Genomic DNA, 20,672 nt, shown 5'->3' on the forward strand with positions numbered 1-20,672 from the left:
AGGCAGTTTTGAGGGTGCATTCCCTTTTATAAAAAATACTTGACAATTTATTCTTCACAGAGTAGAATATCACAGTATTCGGCCCCATGGTCAAGCGGTTAAGACATCGCCCTTTCACGGCGGTAACACGAGTTCAAATCTCGTTGGGGTCATTGGCGAAAGCCTTTATTGGGAGCTTTAGCTCAGTTGGTTAGAGCAATCGGCTCATAACCGATCGGTCCCGGGTTCGAGTCCCTGAAGCTCCACTGCCCTTAGTTTTCTAAGGGCAATATTCCTTGATAGCTCAGTCGGTAGAGCATGCGGCTGTTAACCGCAGTGTCGTAGGTTCAAGTCCTACTCAGGGAGCTGAGATATTTATATCTTAATATTATGGCCCGATGGCTCAGTTGGTTAGAGCGCCGCCCTGTCACGGCGGAGGTCGTCGGTTCGAGTCCGATTCGGGTCGCTTTTATGCCGTAGTGGCGGAACAGGCAGACGCCCGGGACTTAAAATCCCGTGGGTAGAAATACCCGTACCGGTTCGATTCCGGTCTGCGGCAGTTTGAAATTTAGCACAGTCCTTATAATAAAGGATTTGTGCTTTTTTTGTGTTTATTTTTAATTTATCTGTGATCTTGTCTTATATAAAATGCTGTCAATAATATGTCAAAGTAATGTATACTAAAATAGTATAGAAATCTAAAAATAATAATATAAATATATTGATTTTATTGTATACTTTTGATATAATATAGTTAATTCTTTAACAAGGATATGTCCATATAAATGGAGCGGGAGATAGTTTAAAAAGTATCATATCCCAAATGCCTAAGGACAAAACAATTATACCAGGAGGAAATGATATGAAGGGTTATGCAATGCTGAAGATCGGCGAGTCAGGATGGATTGAGAAGGAGAGACCGAAATGCGGTCCTATGGATGCTATATGTAGACCGTTGGCACTCGCTATATGTACTTCAGACGTACATACACTTTGGGAAGGTGCTATCGGTGAGCGTCATAACATGATATTGGGACATGAAGGTTGTGCAGAGGTTGTAGAAGTAGGTGAATTGGTAAAAGATTTTAAACCGGGTGACAGAGTTTTGGTACCTGCAATTACACCTGACTGGAATTCACTTGAAGCTCAGGCAGGATTTTCTATGCACTCAGGCGGAATGCTTGCAGGATGGAAGTTCTCAAACTTCAAAGACGGTGTGTTCTCAGAGTATTTCCATGTAAACGATGCTGACGGAAACCTTGCTTTACTTCCGTCAAGTATAAATACTGTAGATGCATGTATGCTTTCAGATATGGTTCCTACAGGTTTTCATGGTGCAGAGCTTGCAGATGTTCAGTATGGTGATTCGGTTTTGGTAATCGGAATCGGACCTGTAGGTCTTATGTCGGTTGCAGGCGCAGCTCTTCGTGGTGCTTCAAGAATTATCGGTGTAGGAACAAGAAAAGTTTGCCGTGATGCCGCTAAATTCTATGGCGCAACAGAATTTATCGGATACAGAGAAGGACCTATCGATAAGCAGGTTCTTGATATGACCGGAGGTAAGGGAGTTGATAAGATTATCATTGCAGGCGGTACTGTAGATACATTTGCAGAGGCTGTTAAATGTCTTAAGCCGGGCGGAAGAATCGGAAATGTAAACTACCTTGGTGAAGGTGAGAGCATTGCTATTCCACGTGCAGAGTGGGGAGTAGGAATGGGACATAAACTTATCAATGGAGGACTTATGCCGGGTGGTAGACTTCGTATGGAGAAGCTCGGTTCATTGGTAGCTGCAGGTAAGCTTGACCTTGCACCTCTTAGCAGCCATGTGTTTAACGGATTTGATCATATCGAAGAAGCTTTGTTCTTGATGAGGGATAAGCCGGATGATCTTATTAAACCTGTAGTTAAGATAGAAGATTAATCCCATGGATATCTTGATTGTATCCGGTTTTTTAGGGGCCGGGAAAACTACATTTATAAAGGCTCTTTCAAAAAAGACCGGTAAGGAATTTGCTATTCTGGAAAATGAATACTCAGATCTTGGTGTAGACGGTGAAAGGCTTCAAGATTCGACTATAAATATCTGGGAACTGACGGAAGGTTGCATATGCTGTTCTACAAAACAGGATTTTGCACAGTCGGTTTTAACCATTGCAAATACCATTTCTCCTGACTATTTGGTTGTAGAGCCGACAGGTGTGGCTAAGCTTGGAAATATAATCAAGAATCTGCAAAGGATAGAATATGAAAAAATAAGGCTCTTATCCCCGATATGTATATTGGATATAGAGGGGATAAGAAGCTACGGTAATGAGTTTCCGGATATATTCAAAGATCAGATATGCAGTGCAGGTCAGGTAATACTTTCAAAGACTGAAAACCTTTCAGAGAGAGAAAGAGCTTCACTGATAAACGAGGTTAAAAGTATAGATCCGGAAGCTGTTGTTACAGACAGACATTATTCGGAGTACCGGACGGAGTGGTGGGATGAGATTCTTTGCACTTATCCGGACGGAAGTAAAAAGATTGTACAAAAGACCGATGATACATCGGCTATGCTTGATACATTTTCTTTATCTGAAGTAAAGGCATCAGGTATAGGAAGCTTTGTATGTTTTATGGAAAATATCATAAGGGGAGAATATGGTGATATTATCAGGGCTAAAGGTAATATATCAACAGATTCAGGAAACATCACTTTTGATGTGGCAGGCGGTAGATATGCACTTCTTTTAACAGAATCTTCTGAGGATTCAAAAGCTGTATTTATAGGAAACAGAATCAGAAAACAAAAAATAAGAAAAGTATTATTTGAAAATTCTAAGAATGTAAAGATATTGCCGTTTGGGGCGTATAAAAGATAAAAGGGCTGATTATCGGCCCTTTTTGCTTTAATAAAATATATCCGATTCAATTCTTAAGAATCTTAGGTAAAACTTCGGACAGTATAAATGAAAATATTACAATTGCTCCACCTATAATTAGATTCGGAGTAAAAGACTCGTGTAAAAGTATTATTCCCATAACCGCAGCCATCACACTTTCAAGAGAGAGCAATACTCCGCTTGTTGTGGCGGATACATGTTTCATACCATATAGTATTAAAAAGAAAGGTAAGGTTGTACAAAATACGGTAAGATATATTAACTGAAAGCTGTCTGAAAGATTTAAGGCAAAACTGTTATTTCCGATTAAAACTAATGACAGGATAGAAAGAACAGCCGTAGTGGAAACCGGCAATACATTCAATATGCCGGAATCATAAAGTTTTGAGTACTTAGATGAAATAACAATATACAAAGCATAGTCAACAGCACAAAGTATACAATATATATCACCGATATGAAAGCTTTCAAGATTATTACCTAAAATAAAGAATACGCCTATCATGCAGGTGACTGAAACAATTATATCGGATAATGAGGGTCTTTTTCTCATTATAAGAAGGTATGCAAGGGGCAGGAGTATAATATATGATGCAATAAGTAAAGATGAGCGTGAAGTTGTTGTATACTGTAAGCCGACTGTAAATGTAAAAAATTCTCCGAAAAGAAATATTCCCATTATTATACCGGCTTTTAATATTTCAAAATTTATCTTCAAGAGCTTTTTATTATAAATAAATACAAGTATTATTGCTGCAAAAGAAAATCTTAAAGACAATATCATATAAGGTGACACATCTTCTAAAAGCTGTTTTACAAAAATATAGGCTGAAGCCCAGAAAAATGTAGCAGTAAATAATGCCAAAAAAGCCTGAATCTTTTCTCTATTCATTTTATTCCCCAAATAATAAAAAATATTGATATAAGCTTTATTATAACGCATATTTGTTGTAAAATATATATTTCCTAAAACAACTTTTTAGACTATCAAGCTGAATATTGTATACAATAAACAAAATAAATACTCGTTTGTTTTAACATCGGTTACAGATTTTTTTCTGTACTCAAACTAGAATATGATTTACCTATAGTATTAGTCGGAACTTACTTATCCGGCTTTGTTTAATCAGTTAAAGGAGTTTATATGAATAAATACTTTGATATAAAAGATAAAGTATATGATGTTACAGAAAAGTACCCGGAGCTTATAGAAGTATTGGCAGGGGCAGGATTTGAGAATTTAAAGAATGATATGATGAGAAAATCAATGGGAAAACTTCTCAGTCTTGAAACTGCTTTAAAGAGTAAGAATATTAATGTTGAGGTATTTGAAAAGCAACTCGTAGAGGCCATTGAGAGAAAGACTGTAATGTCTGATAATAACGGTATTGTAAGAAATCAGGATGAAAATGCAAAGACCTCTATAAAGGGAATATTGCCATGTCCTGTAAGAATGCAGTTTATAGAAAAGTTTGAAAAGTTTGTGGAAAGTCAGGACTATGAAATAAACTACAATCTGAATGCCGCAAGTATGGGAATGGAAGTTATTGAAGAAGAAATAAGGAATGCAAAGACGGAAGACGATTTGTCGGATGTATATATGTCGGCAGGATTTAATTTGTTTTTTGATAAGAAATTGATGGGCAAGTTTAGAGATAAGGGTGTTTTTGTAGATTATAGACAGGGAAAATTAAATAAATCTCTAGATAACGGAATGATTTCCTTAAAGGATCCGAAAGGAGAATATTCTATAATAGGCGTTGTTCCTGCAATTTTTATTGTAAATAAGGATGTACTGGGAGACAGAAGTTTACCAACCTCATGGGAGGATCTGTTTAAGCCTGAATTTGAAAACTCCATAGCGCTTCCTACTTCGGATTTGGATATGTTTAATGCGATTATGCTTGGAATATATTCAAATTACGGAAGAAAAGCCGTTGAGGCGCTTGGAAGAGGTCTTTTAAAGTCTATGCATCCGGCACAGATGGTAAAGACCGGAGGAAGAAAAGATTTCAATACACCTGTAGTAAGTATTATGCCTTATTTCTTCTCAAAGACCATAAAGGAAAATTCAAACCTTACAGTGGTTTGGCCGAAGGACGGAGCTATAATAAGTCCTGTATTCCTTTTGACAAGAAAGAAAAATTATGAAAACAGTGAGCCTTTAATAGATTTTCTGTTATCAAAAGAAGTGGCGGATATATTGGGTGCAGACGGTAAATTCCCACAGACAAATCCTGAATATGATAATAAACTTGCAGAAGATCAAAACTTCCTTTGGGCAGGATGGGAGTTTATTCATTCAAACGATATCGGAGAAATCCTTTCAAATACTGAAAAATGGTTTTACGGTCAGACAGAATAAGGAGAGATTAATATATGAATTTAGTTATATTTTCAGGTCCTCCTTCATCGGGAAAGACCTCTGTTATTTTAAAAACTATTGAAGCAATGAAGGATAGAGGTATAAAGGCGGGAGTTGTAAAGTTTGACTGTTTATATACCGATGACGATATCATATATGAAAAGGCAAACATTCCTGTAAAGAAAGGACTTTCGGGAGGACTTTGTCCCGATCATTTCTTTGCATCAAATATCGAAGATGTTGTGAAATGGGGAAGGGAACAAGGTCTGGATCTGCTTATTACAGAGTCGGCAGGACTTTGTAATCGCTGTTCACCTTATATTACAGATATAAAAGGTGTATGTGTAATAGATAATCTCTCAGGTATAAATACACCTAAAAAAATAGGACCTATGTTAAAGGCGGCGGATATCGTAGTCATAACAAAGGGAGATATAGTAAGTCAGGCGGAGAGAGAAGTATTCAGCGGTAGAGTAAGTGCGGTAAATCCGAGAGCCATGGTAATGAATGTAAACGGACTCAGCGGTCAGGGAGCATTCGAGTTGTCTACATTAATATATGACAATGAAGTAAATATTGAGTCGGTACAGGGAATGAAGCTCAGGTTTGCAATGCCTTCGGCAATGTGCTCTTATTGTCTGGGAGAAACCAGAATAGGAGAAGATTACCAATTAGGTAATACCAAGAAGATGCAATGGGAGGCAAATAAATGAGTGAAATAAAATTAAAAGAGTTACTGGAAAAATATCCTTTTGCTACAGATTTCTTTGAGAGCGCAGGCTTTGATATCACTGAAAGTTTGGATGCAACTTTTTCTGAATTTTTGGATGGATTTACCGAAGAAGAACTTGAAGAAACAGCAATAAATAAGGATGAATTAAAAATCCAGCTTGACACATTCATCAAGCAAATGCTACAATTCCTTGGTGATAATAAAGAAAAAATAGAAAGTTTAACTATTTTTCCAGGTCATAACAAAAGTGGAGAAAGAGAAAATTGTGAAAAATTTGACATTTTCTCTTCACAAATTGTGTCTATAGTTGGACCTACAGGATCCGGAAAGAGTAGATTGTTGGCTGACATTGAATGGGCAGCACAAAATGATACCCCTACCGGTAGAACCATATATATAAATGGTAAAAAGCCGGATCCGAAATGGCGATATTCTACAAATAATAAATTGGTTGCACAATTGTCACAAAATATGAACTTTGTTATGGATCTTACAGCCCGTGAATTTATAACCATGCATGCGGAAAGCAGAATGGTCGAAAACATCGAGACTGTAGTTGAAAAGATCCTACATGAAGCAAATAAACTTGCCGGAGAAAGTTTTGCACCTGAGACAGCAGTTACAGCTCTAAGTGGAGGTCAATCCAGAGCTCTTATGATTGCGGATACGGCAGTTCTAAGTTCTTCACCAATCGTTTTGATTGATGAGATTGAAAATGCCGGAATAGACAGAAAGAAGGCTTTAGACCTTTTGATATCACAGGATAAGATAGTCCTTATGGCTACTCATGATCCTCTGTTGGCATTGATGGCGGATAAGAGAATCGTTATCAAAAACGGTGGAATTGATAAGATAATAGAAACTACGGCAGAAGAAAAAGAAGTTTTAGTGCAACTGAATTATATTGACGGAATTATGCAAGAATCTAGAAAAAGGTTGCGTGCGGGTATGACGCTTGAAGGAGATATATGTCAGGAAGTTATACACAGTCCCCACTCTTTAGGGGAATGACTGAAGAAGAGATAGATCTTTGCTTAAAAGAGGCAAAGGCCGATATCCTCGGTTTCAGAAAAGGTGAGATGATTTTCAATCAGGGAGACAAACCAAGATACATTACCATGTTGGTTGAGGGTAGTGTATCTGTAGGAAATGACTCCGTGAACGGAAAAAGAAGTATATTAGGTATGTTTTCAAACCCCGGAGAGCTTTTCGGAGAGGTTTTTTTGTTTTTAAATCATGATGAGTATGCAAATTATGCATGTGCAAGTTCGCCAAGTAAGATTTTGGAGATACCCAAAGAGTATCTTACAAGACTTGGGGATAAGCCTTCAGCACTTCAAAATAAAATGCTCTCAAATTTGCTCACAATATTTGCGGAGAGGACATACTATTTAAATAACAGATTACAGGTGCTGTCATGTTCAACATTGAAGCAGAAGATTGCAAGATTTATATTGCAGAATATGAATGACAGAGACAGAGTTACTTTAAAGATGAGCAGAGAAGAGTTTGCGGATTTTTTAAATGCCGCAAGACCTTCACTCTCAAGAGAGCTTATGAAAATGCAGGAAGACGGTTATATAAAGGTTGTGAGAAAAGACCTTATAGTAAAAAATCTGGAAGGACTGAAAAGTCTTTAAAAAAAAACATTGCTCAGTAACCAAAGTTACAGTTTTTGGATTTTATTTCTGCTATTATACACTCATGCACAGGATGCAAGAGAAAATAAATTTAAATCTGTAAAGACAGATTGCTCATAGACTGTAAAACAGTCATAGTAAGAGGAGGTAAAAAATGGAAAACAAAATGTTTTGTTATCAGTGTCAGGAGACAGCAGGAAATACAGGCTGTACTCAGGTAGGTGTTTGCGGTAAGAAGCCGGAAGTTGCAAATATGCAGGACTTGCTTATATATGTAAGTAAGGGTATATCAGCAGTTACAACAAGACTTCGTGCAGAAGGAAAAGAAATAAGCAAGGAAGTAAACCACCTTATTACTTTAAACCTTTTCATCACAATTACAAATGCAAACTTTGATAATGATGCTATTATTGCAAGAATCAAGAAGACTCTTGATGTTAAGAAGGAACTTTTAAATGAACTTTCAAACAAGGACAATCTTCCTGAGGCTGCTCTTTGGGAGTCATATGATGAGAGTGAGTATCTTACAAAGGCTGCTACAGTAGGTGTTCTTGCAACAGAAAATGAGGATATCAGAAGCCTTAGAGAGCTTATTATATACGGTCTTAAGGGACTTTCAGCATATTCAAAGCATGCAAATGCACTTTTACAGGATGACGGTGAGGTAGATGCATTCTTACAGAGAGCATTGGCTGCAACACTTGATGACAGCTTAACTGCAGATGATTTAGTAGCACTTACACTTGAGACAGGTAAGTACGGTGTAAACGGAATGGCTTTACTTGATAAGGCAAACACAACAGCTTACGGTAATCCTGAGATCACAACAGTTGATATCGGTGTAGGTACAAATCCGGGTATCCTTGTTTCAGGACATGACTTAAGAGATCTTGAGATGCTTTTAAAGCAGACACAGGGAACAGGAGTTGATGTTTATACTCACTCAGAGATGCTTGCAGGTCAGTATTATCCTGAGCTTAAGAAGTATCCAAACCTTAAGGGTAACTACGGTAATGCATGGTGGAAGCAGAAAGAAGAGTTTGAGAGCTTTAACGGACCAATCCTTATGACTACAAACTGTATAGTACCGCCTAAGGCAAGCTATATTGACAGACTTTATACAACAGGTTCAGCAGGTTATCCGGGATGTAAGCATATCGCAGGTGATATCGGTGAGGAGAAGGATTTCTCAGAGATCATCGAGCAGGCTAAGAAGTGTGCACCTCCAACAGAGATTGAGAGCGGAAATATCGTAGGCGGTTTTGCACATGCACAGGTTCTTGCACTTGCAGATAAGGTGGTTGATGCCGTTAAGTCAGGTGCTATTTCAAAGTTTGTTGTAATGGCAGGTTGTGACGGACGTTCAAAGGCCAGAAATTACTACACAGATTTTGCTAAGGCTCTTCCAAAGGATGCTGTTATTCTTACAGCAGGATGTGCTAAGTACAAGTACAATAAGCTTGACCTTGGTGATATCGGTGGTATTCCGAGAGTACTTGATGCAGGTCAGTGTAATGACTCTTACTCTTTGGCAGTTATCGCACTTAAACTTAAGGAAGTATTCGGACTTGAAGATATCAATGATCTTCCTCTTGAGTTCAATATTGCATGGTATGAGCAGAAGGCCGTTATCGTTTTACTTGCACTGTTATACTTAGGTGTAAAGAACATTCACCTCGGACCAACACTTCCGGGATTCCTTTCACCAAATGTAGCTAAGGTATTGGTTGAGAACTTCGGTATTGCAGGTATCGGAACAGTTGAGGATGATATCGAGCTTTTCTTCGGAAAGACTGAGAAGCCTGCAGCAGACGGAAAGTACAATCCTGATATGCTTATCGGTGAGGTTCTTGCAGAGAATCCTGCTGCGGCAAGCGTTCTTATGGATATCGGTATGCACTGCCTTGGATGCCCGTCATCACAGATGGAGTCACTTGCAGAGGCCGCTATGGTACACGGTATCGATGTAAATGAGCTTATCGGCAGATTAAATCAGTTAGGATAATAATATAGATAAAAAGACAGCCCGGATTTAAAAGTCCGGGCCGTTTTTTATTTTGTATCTTTATCCATTCTCTTTATAAATCTGTTAAACTCAAGATCCGACATTTTATCATTTTCATACTTTAATTTTCTGTATGCCGAGGGCGTCATACCGTATTTGTGTTTGAAGGCCTTTGAAAAAACAGATAGGGAATCATAGCCGCATGAATATGCGACATTTTCTACAGACAGAGCGGAGTCGTCAAGCATATGACAGGCTCTGTTAAGTCTGCAATACGTCAGGTATTCAGATGGTGAATGTCCCATGGTATTTTTAAAAAGTGTAAAAAGATAATTTCTGCTTATACCTAAATGAGAGGAAACATCGGTAACACCTATTTGATTGTAGAAATTATTCTGAATAAATTCTACGGCTCTTACCAGATAATTATTATTCCTAAGCTCTGTCGATTGACTTAAAGACTCCGAATACATTGTATCGGGACATATAGCACTTAAAAACTCATATAAAAGTGACTGTCTTTTTAATTCCTCTTTAAATCCGCTTGAATCCGTATTAAGTATCGCCTCTGTAATAGCTATTATTTTTTCTCTGTCACCGGATAAAACAGGGTTAGCAGAACTTATACCTATACGTTTCATTATATCCACAGCTTTATCACCTTTAAATGCGACCCAAAGATAATGCCAGGGATCTTCAAAATCAGCCTGGTAAAAAGTCATTGCGCTGGGCTCTATTAAAAAAGCTTGGTTCTCGCCAAGATCATATTCCACATCTAAACAAAAAAACTTACCCTTACCGTTTAATATAAAATGTATTATATAGCAGGGTCTTATAGCAGGGCCGAATCTATGCCCGGGGCTGCATTCTTCATGACCTGCAAAATTTATAAAGCAATCAGAGAATGTCTGATCGTTAAACAGTTTAAAATTTGTACCTTCCATAATTCTCCATTTTAATATAAATACATATTGAAAATATATTCACAGGATATATTTTATTTTGTAGAAGTTTTAATTGCAATATTAAATCTGTGTATGTGCATTCAATTTTATAGTTAGTTTACGAAATAACAATCATTGAATATAGTATAAAAGTTAAAACATCGTATAAATGCGCTTTAAACAGATAATAGTAAACAAAGAACTTGAAACCAATTACAAATTGACAAATTTATATAACATTTTGAAATGCATGACAAAAATAATTATATTATTATAAGACCATGAAATTTAAGGGAGGACTTAAAATGATTAAGAAAAAATTACTTGGTTTAGCACTATCATCAATGATGGTATTATCTTTGGCAGCTTGTGGCGGATCATCATCAGGTGGAGCCGATAAATCATCTGCAGCGGCAGACAGCTCACAAAGCGGCGGTGACGGCGGAAAGATAACAGTTGCTATATGGGATAACGGACAAAAGCCGGGATTACAGGAAATCATCAATGATTTTACTGCAGAAACAGGATATCAGGTAGATCTTCAGGTAATCACATGGGACTCATACTGGACATTACTTGAGGCAGGCGCTTCAGGCGGAGATATGCCGGATGTATTCTGGATGCACTCAAATGAGTCACAAAAATATATGGAAAACGGTATCCTTATGGATCTTACAGAAAGAATCAAGGCAAGCGATAAGCTTGAGATGGATAAATTCCCTGAGGATATTAAGGAATTATATGTAAATGACGGTAAGACATATGCAATACCAAAGGATGTGGATACAATAGCACTTTGGTACAACAAGACAATGTTTGACGAGGCAGGACTTGCATATCCTGATGAGAACTGGACATGGGATGAGTACTATGATGCTGCTGTAAAGCTTACAAAGCCTGACGGAAGCCAGTTCGGTACAGCTATGAATCCGTCAAACAACCAGGACGGATGGTACAATATAGTATATTCAATGGGCGGCAAGGTTATTTCAGATGATGAGAAAAAATCGGGAATGGATGACCCTAACACTTTAAAGGCAATGGAGTTTGTTGATAAGCTTAGAAAAGACGCTATGCCTGAAGCTAGCGTAATGTCTGAGACAGGTACAGATGTACTTTTACAGTCAGGTAAAATTGCTATGCTCCCACAGGGTTCATGGATGGTTGCACCTTTTAAGGAGAACGAGTATCTTGTTGCAAATTGTGATGTAGCTGTACTTCCAAAGGATGCAACTACAGGTAAGAGAGTAAGCCTTTATAACGGTCTCGGATGGGCTGCTAATGCAGGTACAAAGAATCCTGAGGCTGCATGGAAGCTTATCGAGTGGTTCTCAACAAAGGATAATCAGGAAAAGCAGGCAAAGCTTGGTGTAACAATGGCAGCATATGAGGGTGTATCTGATTTGTGGAAGAACAATACAGACAAGTTCAACCTTGAGCCATACTTAACAATGTTAAATGACAGTGACCTTGTAATCAGACCACACTCAAGAGCAACGGTAGTTTGGGAAAACAAGAACACATCAAATCTTGTAGAGGCTTGGAGCAATAAGGTAAGTATAGATGAGGCATGTAAGAAGGCCGCATCCGATATGAATGAACTGTTGTCACAGGAATAATTGATGCATTTACCCGGAGCCGCTACATTTGTAGCGGCTCTTTGTTATAAGGAGAATATATGAATAAAAGTAGGATGACACCAAGACAAAAGAGTGAGCTAAGATGGGGATGGGCGTTTATGTTTCCGACAGTCTTAGGACTATTGGTACTCAATATTTACCCTACATTTAGAACGATATATCAAAGCTTTTTCAAAACAGGAGATTTTGGAAAGGGAAATAAATTTGTAGGATTCGGAAATTATATAAAACTTTTCCAAGGGACTGAGATATGGCAGGCGATTATAAATACCTTCAAATATGCAATAGTTGAAGTGCCTTTTTCAATAGCGATAGCTTTGGTACTGGCGGTATTCTTAAACGGAAAAATAAAGGGAAGAGGTATTTATCGTACCGTTTTCTTCCTTCCAATGGTGGCTGCACCTGCTGCAGTGGCAATGGTATGGAGATGGCTTTACAATTCCGAGTTCGGACTTATAAATAATATTTTCCATTTGAAAGTAAACTGGATAGCAGATCCTAATCTGGCTGTATATTCTATTGCCATAATAGGTATATGGTCAATAATCGGATATAATATGATACTTTTTATTTCCGGATTACAGGAAATACCGAGTGACTACTATGAGGCGTCAAGCCTTGACGGGGCAAGCGGAATACATCAGTTCTTTAATATTACAATACCGCTGCTTTCACCTACCATATTCTTTGTAAGTATTACAAGAGTAATAGGCGGATTTATGGTATTTGACCTTATATACATGGTAATGGACAGAAATAATCCGGCACTTCCTAAGACTCAGTCTTTAGTATTCTTATTCTATCAGTATGCTTTCAGAAACCAGGATAAGGGTATGGGAGCTGCAGTTGTGGTAATTTTATTGTTAATTATCATTATTATCACCGTATTGCAGATGTTGGCACAGAAAAAATGGGTTCATTATAATTAGGAGGATATATGAAATTAAATAAGCTTTTAATTCATGTGATACTTATCATGGTATCCATAACTATGATCGTACCCTTTGCATGGATGGCACTTACAGCTTTTAAAACGGTAACAGAGTCTACATCTGTGAATCCGTTTACTATATTTCCTGCAAAATGGATAACTTCAAATTTCACAGAAGTCATCAACAATATGGACTTTATGAAATTATATTTGAACACATTATTGCTGATAGTGGGAAGAGTGTTTTTTGCGGTAATGACATCCACTATAGCAGGATATGCATTGGCAAGACTTGATTTTCCGGGTAAAACTATGTGCTTCGGACTTGTACTTTTCCAAATGATGGTTCCAAGCCAGATATTTATTATTCCACAGTATCTTATGGTAAGTAAACTTGGAATGCTTGATACAATATTTGCCTTGATATTCCCGGGACTTGTATCAGCTTTTGGAACTTTCCTTCTAAGACAGACTTTTATGTCACTTCCAAGAGATCTGGAAGAGGCTGCAAGAATAGACGGATGCAATATCGGACAGACATTTTTGCTTATTATGATGCCGCTTGTGCGTTCAGGAATGATTGCACTCGGTATCTTCACAGCTGTTTTTGCATACAAGGATTTGATGTGGCCGATGATTGTAAATAAGAATGTTATGCCGCTTTCTGCAGCACTTGCAAAAATGCAGGGGCAGTACACAAACAACTACCCGCAGTTGATGGCAGCTTCACTACTTGCCTGTATCCCTATGATAATTCTATATCTGATATTCCAAAAACAGTTTGTAGAAGGTATAGCGACATCGGGCGGAAAATTATAATATTAAGAGGTTTTTATGTCTATTAAATTAAACGGTAATTTAATTACTCTTTCAACAAAGAATACATCATATCAGATGAAGTTTGATGATTTAGGTTATCTCTTCCACACATGGTATGGTGAAAGAATAGAAGACAGTGACGATATGTCTTATCGCATAAGCAGTATAGACAGAGGGTTTAGCGGAAATCCGTATGAGACAATGGATAGAAGTTACTCTCTGGATGTATATCCGCAGGAATATCCTACTTTCGGAAACGGAGATTACAGAGTTGACTGCATTCAGGTAATAAATCCTGACGGTACAAATGTAGTGGAATTAAAATATGACTCATGTGAAATCAAAAAAGGAAAATATGATTTGCCGGGTCTTCCTGCATTTTTTTGGAATGAGGAAGAGGGTGAGAGTCTTAAAGTAAATCTTATAGATAAGGTAAGCGGAGTAAGAGTAGAGCTTTTGTATGGTGTACTTGAAAAATATGATATCATTACAAGAGCGGTTAGAATAGTAAATACATCTGCAAATGAACTCAAAATAGGAAAGGCACTTTCAGCATGTATAGATATGGTGGACGGTGATTTTGATCTTATACATTTCCATGGAAAGCATGCTATGGAAAGAGAGTTTGAGAGAAGTCCGCTTTTGCACGGAAAGATGGTGCTTGAAAGCAAGAGAGGTACTTCAAGTCATCAGCAAAATCCTTTTGCAATACTTGCAAAAAAGGATGCTACAGAAACTTTCGGCGAATGTGTAGGGGTTGCATTTGTATATAGCGGTTCATTTATAATTGAAGCGGAAATAGATCAGGTAAATCAGACAAGGCTTGTCGTAGGTCTTCATCCTGAGCAGTTTGAATATATATTAAATGCAGGTGAAGAGCTTGTACTTCCTGAGGTGGCATTTACATATTCAAATGCAGGATTTGAGAAAATGACACATTCATTCCATGATGCTGTAAGACAAAATTTGCAGCAGGGAGAGTTTGTACATAAGCACAGACCGATACTTATAAATAACTGGGAGGCTACATATTTTGACTTTAATGCCGACAAAATTTTTGATATTGCATCAAAGGCGAAGAGTCTTGGAATAGAGCTATTGGTTATGGATGACGGATGGTTCGGAGAAAGATATGATGATGTAAGAGGTCTTGGTGACTGGTATGTCAATGAGGAGAAACTTGGTTCATCATTAAAGGAATTGGTTGATCGCATCAATGCAATAGATATGAAATTCGGTATCTGGTTTGAGCCTGAGATGATAAATGAGGATACAAAGCTTTATAGAGAGCATCCTGATTTTATGATCAGAGTACCTAACAGAAAGGGTGTAAAGGGTAGAGAACAGTTTATCCTTGACTTTACCAGAAAAGATGTCAGAGATTATATTAAAGATATGATGGTAAAGATTCTTGACAATGCCAATATTGAGTATATCAAATGGGATATGAACAGAAGTTTGTCTGCAGTATATTCAGCAAAACTTCCTGTTAAAAATATGGGAGAGTTCCATTACAGATATGTTTTGGGCCTTTATGATTTACTAGGTGAACTTACAAGGAAGTATCCGAATATTATGTTTGAGGGCTGTTCAGGCGGCGGCGGAAGATATGATCTCGGTATGCTTTATTACCATCCTCAAATTTGGTTAAGTGATGATACCGACGCTGTTGAAAGATTGAAAATACAGTATGGAAGTTCATTTGCATACCCTATAGGAAGTGCAGGTGCACATGTATCGGCATCACCTAATCATCAAACTACAAGGAAAACGCCTTTTGAAACCAGAGCTACCGTAGCCATGGGAGGTACTTTCGGATACGAGCTTGATTTAAACAAGGTATCTGAAAAAGAGCAGGAACAGGTAAAGTCTCAAGTTAAGGACTATCTTAAGTATGATGAGCTTATACATGAAGGCGATTACTACAGAATTACAAGCCCATATGATAAATCAAGAGTGACTGCTTGGCAGGTTCTTTCAAAGGATAAATCATTCGGTCTTTTAAGTGCGGTGGTACAGGCTGTAGAGGCGAATGAGTCAAATATCTATATTTATCCGAGAGGCCTTGAAGAGGATGCTTATTATGAGATAGCAGGTGAAAAAAGAAGAGGTAAAGTTTGGATGAAGGGCGGAGTGCTGATTCCAAGAATTAAAGAAGAGTATGAGTCATTCAGATTTGAAATAAAAAGAGTATAGTAATAAAAAAACAGTAAGCCGAATCGGTTTACTGTTTTTTGGTATTAAACTTTAAGTTTTTCACTTAGCCATATGCACAGATTGCTATACCTGATTTCAAGATTTTCATGGTGTCCGTAATTATCAAATACGGAGGTAACATCCATAATCTTTTCTTTAATTATACTGTGTAAATCTTTAGCAATCTTTGGTGCATTTTCTAAAATATTATTATGTTTATCTCCCTCATTTTTTCCGTTCAGCAAATAAACAGAAGCTTTTTTGTTTTTAAAATCGGTATCTTCACAGTATTTTATAAAATCCGGATACCAGAATGAACCGCAAAGTGAAAATACCATACCCGGTATATCAATAGTTGAAAGAGAATATACTGCCGCAAGTCCGCCAAGAGAATATCCGCCATAGACAATTCTTTCATAATCTATATTGTACTCGGACAAAATTTCAGGCAAAAAAGTTTCAAAAATCAGATGGTGATATTTATCTGCATTTCCGCCAAAATCAGGCATACCGGGTCTTATATTTTTGGCAGGCTTAGGTGTAAAAGCGTCCAATCTGTTTTCGGCTTTTAACCCTATAATTATTGCTTTATCTTTTAAAGCTTTTAAACGGAATATTTCACCGTCATTTAAAAGTATAAGCGGATAACTCTTTGTTTTATCATAATTTTTTGGTAAGCTTATTTCAGTTTCAAACATTTTATTTATTAAGGAAGGTATTTATATCTTCCAGGGCTTTAACGGAAGAAGTACCGTAGTCCATAAACTCATCATATGAGATAGTCATGATTTTGTCATTTGCTATGGCAGGTACATCACTTAAAACAGTATTATTTTTCATAAGTTCCACAGCATTTGTATCCAAATCTTTATTTCTGTCGCTTGTGACATAGATGATTACTTCAGGTGCCATTGTGACAAGATTTTCAAGTGTCAAATCTGAAGTTCCTGTTGCAACATTTGTATATCCCAATGTATTCAGTATACTTTCCTGTAGTGCAGACTTGTAAGCACCGAAGGTTGAATCATTGTATGCACACATGATGAGGGCATTTTTTAATTCACCTGAGTTTTTATCTGAAGATGACACTGCATTGATTTTTTTCTCAAGTTCATCGGCATATGCATTTGCCTTTTCCTGTACATTGAAGATTATTCCTATATTTCTTATATCCTCAATAACATTTTCAATACTTTGCTTCATATTGGAAACAGATGCTTTTTGAGTGTATACAGGTATAGAGTTTTCATTCCATGCGGCAATTGTTCCCAAAGATTTATCTGAGAACATCATATTTCTTCCTATTATCATATCAGGATTATTGGACAATACAACTTCTTTTGATACACTCTTTTTGTCACCGATATGAGGTATAGCAGCAATGGCATCGGCATAATCACCTGTAACTTCATTATCGGGATTTAACATACCTACAATTTTATCCTGTAATCCGAGGTCGATCAGCATTTCTGTAGATGAGAGATTGTTGGTTATTATTCGCTCAGGAGCTTTTTCAAATACCTGTGTAATTTCTTTACCGTCTGCATCATAAGTTGTAATGCTTACAGGGTAAACAGTTTCAGAAGACTTCTTTTCATCTGCGATTGAACTTTCAGCAAGTGAAGTACTTTCAGCTACAGATGAGCTTGTTTCGGCTACAGTAGAGCTTGGGGAAGTATTGTTTGAGGCTGTTGCACATCCTACGAGTGCAAGAGAAACACATGTACTAAGAGCAATATTAAATAATTTTTTCATTTTTTATTCCTTTCAAATTAAATATATTCTATCATGGCTTGATTATCATGAGCCCATGATATTTTACAATCGATGTCATATACATCTTTCATAGATTCTTTGGTTATAGTTGATTGCGGACTGCCTTCGTATTTTACCTCACCTCCCTTCATAAGATATATGTAATCGGAATATTTACATGCAAGCTGAATATCATGGAGTACGGCAAGCACATTTATATTCAAATCTTTTATTATTTGTAAAATTTCGATTTTATATTTTATGTCAAGATGGTTTGTAGGTTCGTCAAGAAGCAAGAGGCTCGGTCTTTGTGCAATGGCACGTGCAAGTGCCACACGTTGCTTTTCGCCTCCCGATAAGGAGAGGTAGGAGCAATCGGATTTATCAAGCATGCCCACTTTTTTCAATGCGTCCTTTACAGTATCATAATCAATCTGTTTTTCAGTCTGCATAAATCCTATATGAGGTGTTCTGCCAAGCATCACCATATCACCGACATTGCAATCAAAATTTATATCATTGAACTGAGCAACGACTGCCATTTCTTTTGCCGAATCTTTTAAACGAATATTCTCAATATCTTTATTGTTCAATAAAATTTGACCGGATGAAGGTTTTAAAATTCTGTATATGGTTTTTAGAAGAGTTGTCTTACCGCATCCGTTAGGTCCAAGTATTGAATAGAATTTATTTCCGTGAACATCTATAGAGACATTATTCAATATTTTCTTATCCTTTATGGAGTATGATATATTTTTACAAATTAAATCCATTATCTTTGCCCCTTTCTTTGATTTTGTATAACAATATAAATAAAGAAAGGACCGCCTACTAAGGATGTGAATATTCCTATAGGCAACTCGGCTTTATCGATAAGGCATCGTGCAAGAATATCCGACCAAAGTATAAAAAGACTGCCGAGAATTGCCGAAAGCGGTATTATTTTTTTATGGTCGGTACCTACAAGTATTCTTGATATATGAGGAGTTATCAAACCTACAAAACCTATTATTCCGCATTTTGAGACTAAAATTCCTGTTATCATAGATATAAAGATCATATATATAAACCTGTATCTATGTAAATTTATTCCCAAAGTGACGGCAACCTCATCACCCATAAGCATTGTATTTAAAACCCTGTACTGTGTTATAAAGAATATAAGGGATACAGGAATAATAAATAAAGGTAGGTCTATATCTTTCCATGAAGCGCTTGCAAGGGATCCCATAGTCCAGAACTTTATTGTCATCATGCTGTCTGAATTGGCGCCTATTGAAATGATAAAATTGGAAAATGCGCTGAATAGAGCATTTACAACGGCACCTGAAAGTATAAGACTTGTTGTAGTAATCTTTTTACCTAGAGATGCTATAAAAAGTACTATACCGGTTGAAATGACGGAGCCGAAAAAAGCACCTGTTCCGGTCAAGGATTTCAGACCAAGTATAATAAATAAAGTGGCTCCAAATGTAGCGCCGGCGGATATTCCGAGTATATACGGCTCCGAAATGGGATTATTGACGGTGGTTTGCATTATTGTTCCGCAAAGTGCCAATCCTGCTCCTACAAAAAGCCCCATTATTACTCTTGGAACTCTCATATTCAATACAATGGCAACTGTAGATTTTGAGAAAGCACTTATACTTTCACTGCCTGATATACTGCCTGAAATTATATTAAAAGTATCTTTTAAACTTATTCTGACTGCACCAAGAGAAACACCTGTAAGCATTGAAAACAGAAGAAATATACACAGCACCGTAAGCAGCAGTATAAACTTAAAGTCATTTTTGCTTTTTGACATAAATATATTTATAAAACCTTTCATATGATATAGTTAGTGATACCTAACGATGATATTATAATTGATATTTTTAAAATTTGAATATAGAATAATATAAAGATATGGACTATTATTAAAAATATAGTCCATAAAAGGAGGGTTTGTGAAAGAAAAAGAGTTTTTATTGGATTGTCAAAGAGAATACAGCAGCAGAAAATATCTGATTACAGGAGTTTCTCTACAGGAAAAGACTAAGGGAGAGCACATTTCTTATGACACTACTCACAGTGCTTTTATATATACATTGGAAGGTGGGGCAAGGATTGATTTTAATGATAAAAGTTTTACAGCCACGCCGGATGTGGTTATTCACGGTGCAAAAAACAGAAAAATAACTTTTGACGTAATTTCCGATGAGCCTTTTATACATTTAAATATATATTACGATCCTGAAGTTCCATGGCATGGTTATAGTGATATTATGAATTCGGTATATAAAATATCTGATTTTAAGCAGGATATTTCAAAAGAATTGTTGTCGAAATTAAAAGCCGGTGTAGAGAGGACAAGTTTTGACGATCAGGTGCATAACAGTATTATTGCTCAACAACTTATTCTAAGTTCTTTCGGATATTCTATGATAAATAAGGAGATATTACAGATAGAAAATGCCGTGGAATTTATGGAAAAATCCTATAATAAAAATTTGTGCCTTGAAGATCTGGCCGATATTGCAGGTATGAACAAGGCTCATTTTTCTTATACATTTAATAAGATTTACCATATAAGACCTATAGATTATCTTATAAGATTACGCCTAAAAAAGGCTGTAAATATGCTGTTGTCGGGGGTATCAGTTACTGAAACGGCTATAAATGTGGGGTATCGTGACCCGCTTTATTTCAGTAGACTATATAAAAAATATTTTGGTATCTCACCAAGTCAAACATTAAGGAAATAGGGCAAAATGGTGCTTATTATCGAATACATA

18 protein-coding genes and 5 tRNA genes are annotated in these 20,672 nt (G+C 36.9%); 17 read left to right on the forward strand and 6 right to left on the reverse strand.

The window, feature by feature from the left end; genetic code table 11:
- The first annotated feature begins 80 nt into the window (after positions 1–80).
- The 7 genes from HMPREF1495_RS01635 to HMPREF1495_RS01665 all read left to right on the forward strand — a co-directional run bounded on the left by HMPREF1495_RS01635 (position 81) and on the right by HMPREF1495_RS01665 (position 2,846).
- Positions 81–152: transfer RNA gene (locus tag HMPREF1495_RS01635), tRNA-Glu, on the forward strand.
- A 19-nt stretch (positions 153–171) separates the two neighbouring features.
- A tRNA-Ile gene (locus HMPREF1495_RS01640) sits at positions 172–245 on the forward strand.
- A 27-nt stretch (positions 246–272) separates the two neighbouring features.
- Positions 273–345, forward strand: a tRNA-Asn gene (locus HMPREF1495_RS01645).
- 26 nt (positions 346–371) lie between these two features.
- Positions 372–445, forward strand: a tRNA-Asp gene (locus HMPREF1495_RS01650).
- Positions 446–452: 7 nt separating this feature from the next.
- Positions 453–538: transfer RNA gene (locus HMPREF1495_RS01655), tRNA-Leu, on the forward strand.
- A gap of 303 nt (positions 539–841) precedes the next feature.
- Positions 842–1,903, forward strand: a complete 1,062-nt coding sequence (locus tag HMPREF1495_RS01660; RefSeq protein WP_034211508.1) for an NAD(P)-dependent alcohol dehydrogenase — start codon at positions 842–844, stop codon at positions 1,901–1,903.
- A gap of 4 nt (positions 1,904–1,907) precedes the next feature.
- The gene (locus tag HMPREF1495_RS01665) at positions 1,908–2,846 is read left to right on the forward strand and encodes a GTP-binding protein (RefSeq protein WP_034211510.1); all 939 of its coding nucleotides are present in this window, start codon (positions 1,908–1,910) and stop codon (positions 2,844–2,846) included.
- A gap of 46 nt (positions 2,847–2,892) precedes the next feature.
- Here the strand turns inward: HMPREF1495_RS01665 and HMPREF1495_RS01670 are convergent, their stop codons facing one another.
- Positions 2,893–3,759 carry a DMT family transporter gene (locus HMPREF1495_RS01670; RefSeq protein WP_034211512.1) on the reverse strand — a complete coding sequence of 289 codons (867 nt, stop codon included), beginning with the start codon at positions 3,757–3,759 and terminating at the stop codon, positions 2,893–2,895.
- Between the two features lie 252 nt (positions 3,760–4,011).
- Here HMPREF1495_RS01670 and HMPREF1495_RS01675 point away from each other — a divergent pair, with 252 nt between their 5' ends.
- From HMPREF1495_RS01675 to hcp, 5 genes are all read left to right on the forward strand, one after another.
- Positions 4,012–5,232 (forward strand): ABC transporter substrate-binding protein, encoded by a 1,221-nt coding sequence (locus HMPREF1495_RS01675; protein ID WP_034211514.1) that lies wholly within the window; start codon positions 4,012–4,014, stop codon positions 5,230–5,232.
- A 14-nt stretch (positions 5,233–5,246) separates the two neighbouring features.
- Complete coding sequence (locus tag HMPREF1495_RS01680) at positions 5,247–5,945, forward strand: GTP-binding protein (RefSeq protein ID WP_007590952.1); 699 nt, start codon at positions 5,247–5,249, stop codon at positions 5,943–5,945.
- Positions 5,942–6,976, forward strand: coding sequence for an ATP-binding cassette domain-containing protein (locus HMPREF1495_RS01685; RefSeq protein ID WP_034211515.1), 1,035 nt, complete (start codon positions 5,942–5,944; stop codon positions 6,974–6,976). Before HMPREF1495_RS01680 ends, HMPREF1495_RS01685 begins: the two co-directional genes overlap by 4 nt.
- The gene (locus tag HMPREF1495_RS01690; RefSeq protein ID WP_034211516.1) at positions 6,934–7,605 is read left to right on the forward strand and encodes a Crp/Fnr family transcriptional regulator; all 672 of its coding nucleotides are present in this window, start codon (positions 6,934–6,936) and stop codon (positions 7,603–7,605) included. The genes HMPREF1495_RS01685 and HMPREF1495_RS01690 overlap by 43 nt, the downstream gene beginning before the upstream one ends.
- A gap of 154 nt (positions 7,606–7,759) precedes the next feature.
- Positions 7,760–9,610, forward strand: coding sequence for a hydroxylamine reductase (hcp, locus tag HMPREF1495_RS01695; RefSeq protein ID WP_034211517.1), 1,851 nt, complete (start codon positions 7,760–7,762; stop codon positions 9,608–9,610).
- Positions 9,611–9,657: 47 nt separating this feature from the next.
- On the opposite strand, the gene HMPREF1495_RS01700 is transcribed toward hcp, so the two are convergent.
- Positions 9,658–10,554 carry an AraC family transcriptional regulator gene (locus HMPREF1495_RS01700; protein ID WP_034211518.1) on the reverse strand — a complete coding sequence of 299 codons (897 nt, stop codon included), beginning with the start codon at positions 10,552–10,554 and terminating at the stop codon, positions 9,658–9,660.
- 305 nt (positions 10,555–10,859) lie between these two features.
- Between HMPREF1495_RS01700 and HMPREF1495_RS01705 the strand changes: the two genes are divergently transcribed.
- The 4 genes from HMPREF1495_RS01705 to HMPREF1495_RS01720 are packed head-to-tail and all read left to right on the forward strand — an operon-like array spanning position 10,860 to position 16,140.
- The gene (locus tag HMPREF1495_RS01705) at positions 10,860–12,173 is read left to right on the forward strand and encodes an ABC transporter substrate-binding protein (RefSeq protein WP_034211521.1); all 1,314 of its coding nucleotides are present in this window, start codon (positions 10,860–10,862) and stop codon (positions 12,171–12,173) included.
- Between the two features lie 59 nt (positions 12,174–12,232).
- Positions 12,233–13,123, forward strand: a complete 891-nt coding sequence (locus HMPREF1495_RS01710) for a carbohydrate ABC transporter permease (protein ID WP_034211522.1) — start codon at positions 12,233–12,235, stop codon at positions 13,121–13,123.
- Positions 13,124–13,131: 8 nt separating this feature from the next.
- Positions 13,132–13,944 (forward strand): carbohydrate ABC transporter permease, encoded by an 813-nt coding sequence (locus tag HMPREF1495_RS01715; RefSeq protein ID WP_034211523.1) that lies wholly within the window; start codon positions 13,132–13,134, stop codon positions 13,942–13,944.
- 15 nt (positions 13,945–13,959) lie between these two features.
- Positions 13,960–16,140, forward strand: a complete 2,181-nt coding sequence (locus HMPREF1495_RS01720) for an alpha-galactosidase (RefSeq protein ID WP_034211524.1) — start codon at positions 13,960–13,962, stop codon at positions 16,138–16,140.
- Positions 16,141–16,184: 44 nt separating this feature from the next.
- Here HMPREF1495_RS01720 and HMPREF1495_RS01725 read toward each other — a convergent pair whose 3' ends face one another.
- Genes HMPREF1495_RS01725 through HMPREF1495_RS01740 form a run of 4 tightly spaced genes read right to left on the reverse strand, consistent with a single transcriptional unit; the run spans position 16,185 to position 19,702 of the window.
- The gene (locus HMPREF1495_RS01725; RefSeq protein ID WP_034211525.1) at positions 16,185–16,838 is read right to left on the reverse strand and encodes an alpha/beta hydrolase; all 654 of its coding nucleotides are present in this window, start codon (positions 16,836–16,838) and stop codon (positions 16,185–16,187) included.
- 1 nt (position 16,839) lies between these two features.
- Positions 16,840–17,895 (reverse strand): ABC transporter substrate-binding protein, encoded by a 1,056-nt coding sequence (locus tag HMPREF1495_RS01730; protein ID WP_034211526.1) that lies wholly within the window; start codon positions 17,893–17,895, stop codon positions 16,840–16,842.
- 17 nt (positions 17,896–17,912) lie between these two features.
- Positions 17,913–18,668, reverse strand: a complete 756-nt coding sequence (locus HMPREF1495_RS01735) for an ABC transporter ATP-binding protein (protein ID WP_034211527.1) — start codon at positions 18,666–18,668, stop codon at positions 17,913–17,915.
- Positions 18,668–19,702 carry a FecCD family ABC transporter permease gene (locus tag HMPREF1495_RS01740; protein ID WP_034211571.1) on the reverse strand — a complete coding sequence of 345 codons (1,035 nt, stop codon included), beginning with the start codon at positions 19,700–19,702 and terminating at the stop codon, positions 18,668–18,670. The genes HMPREF1495_RS01735 and HMPREF1495_RS01740 overlap by 1 nt, the downstream gene beginning before the upstream one ends.
- Positions 19,703–19,844: 142 nt before the next feature.
- Here HMPREF1495_RS01740 and HMPREF1495_RS01745 point away from each other — a divergent pair, with 142 nt between their 5' ends.
- Entirely contained in the window at positions 19,845–20,642 is a 798-nt protein-coding gene (locus tag HMPREF1495_RS01745; protein ID WP_034211529.1) for an AraC family transcriptional regulator, read from the forward strand.
- Positions 20,643–20,672 lie beyond the last annotated feature (30 nt).

This window comes from Lachnoanaerobaculum sp. MSX33 (assembly GCF_000512995.1).
Lineage (GTDB): Bacteria > Bacillota > Clostridia > Lachnospirales > Lachnospiraceae > Lachnoanaerobaculum.

What these genes read in the sequence shown, in the direction of transcription:
- HMPREF1495_RS01725 (WP_034211525.1), bottom strand. Translation starts at nt 16,838, where the DNA reads ATGTTTGAAACTGAAATAAGCTTACCAAAAAATTATGATAAAACAAAG.
- HMPREF1495_RS01730 (WP_034211526.1), bottom strand. Translation starts at nt 17,895, where the DNA reads ATGAAAAAATTATTTAATATTGCTCTTAGTACATGTGTTTCTCTTGCA.
- HMPREF1495_RS01675 (WP_034211514.1), top strand. Translation starts at nt 4,012, where the DNA reads ATGAATAAATACTTTGATATAAAAGATAAAGTATATGATGTTACAGAA.
- HMPREF1495_RS01715 (WP_034211523.1), top strand. Translation starts at nt 13,132, where the DNA reads ATGAAATTAAATAAGCTTTTAATTCATGTGATACTTATCATGGTATCC.
- hcp (WP_034211517.1), top strand. Translation starts at nt 7,760, where the DNA reads ATGGAAAACAAAATGTTTTGTTATCAGTGTCAGGAGACAGCAGGAAAT.
- HMPREF1495_RS01740 (WP_034211571.1), bottom strand. Translation starts at nt 19,702, where the DNA reads ATGTCAAAAAGCAAAAATGACTTTAAGTTTATACTGCTGCTTACGGTG.
- HMPREF1495_RS01690 (WP_034211516.1), top strand. Translation starts at nt 6,934, where the DNA reads ATGTCAGGAAGTTATACACAGTCCCCACTCTTTAGGGGAATGACTGAA.
- HMPREF1495_RS01710 (WP_034211522.1), top strand. Translation starts at nt 12,233, where the DNA reads ATGAATAAAAGTAGGATGACACCAAGACAAAAGAGTGAGCTAAGATGG.
- HMPREF1495_RS01720 (WP_034211524.1), top strand. Translation starts at nt 13,960, where the DNA reads ATGTCTATTAAATTAAACGGTAATTTAATTACTCTTTCAACAAAGAAT.
- HMPREF1495_RS01665 (WP_034211510.1), top strand. Translation starts at nt 1,908, where the DNA reads ATGGATATCTTGATTGTATCCGGTTTTTTAGGGGCCGGGAAAACTACA.
- HMPREF1495_RS01735 (WP_034211527.1), bottom strand. Translation starts at nt 18,668, where the DNA reads ATGGATTTAATTTGTAAAAATATATCATACTCCATAAAGGATAAGAAA.
- HMPREF1495_RS01705 (WP_034211521.1), top strand. Translation starts at nt 10,860, where the DNA reads ATGATTAAGAAAAAATTACTTGGTTTAGCACTATCATCAATGATGGTA.
- HMPREF1495_RS01660 (WP_034211508.1), top strand. Translation starts at nt 842, where the DNA reads ATGAAGGGTTATGCAATGCTGAAGATCGGCGAGTCAGGATGGATTGAG.
- HMPREF1495_RS01680 (WP_007590952.1), top strand. Translation starts at nt 5,247, where the DNA reads ATGAATTTAGTTATATTTTCAGGTCCTCCTTCATCGGGAAAGACCTCT.
- HMPREF1495_RS01685 (WP_034211515.1), top strand. Translation starts at nt 5,942, where the DNA reads ATGAGTGAAATAAAATTAAAAGAGTTACTGGAAAAATATCCTTTTGCT.
- HMPREF1495_RS01670 (WP_034211512.1), bottom strand. Translation starts at nt 3,759, where the DNA reads ATGAATAGAGAAAAGATTCAGGCTTTTTTGGCATTATTTACTGCTACA.
- HMPREF1495_RS01700 (WP_034211518.1), bottom strand. Translation starts at nt 10,554, where the DNA reads ATGGAAGGTACAAATTTTAAACTGTTTAACGATCAGACATTCTCTGAT.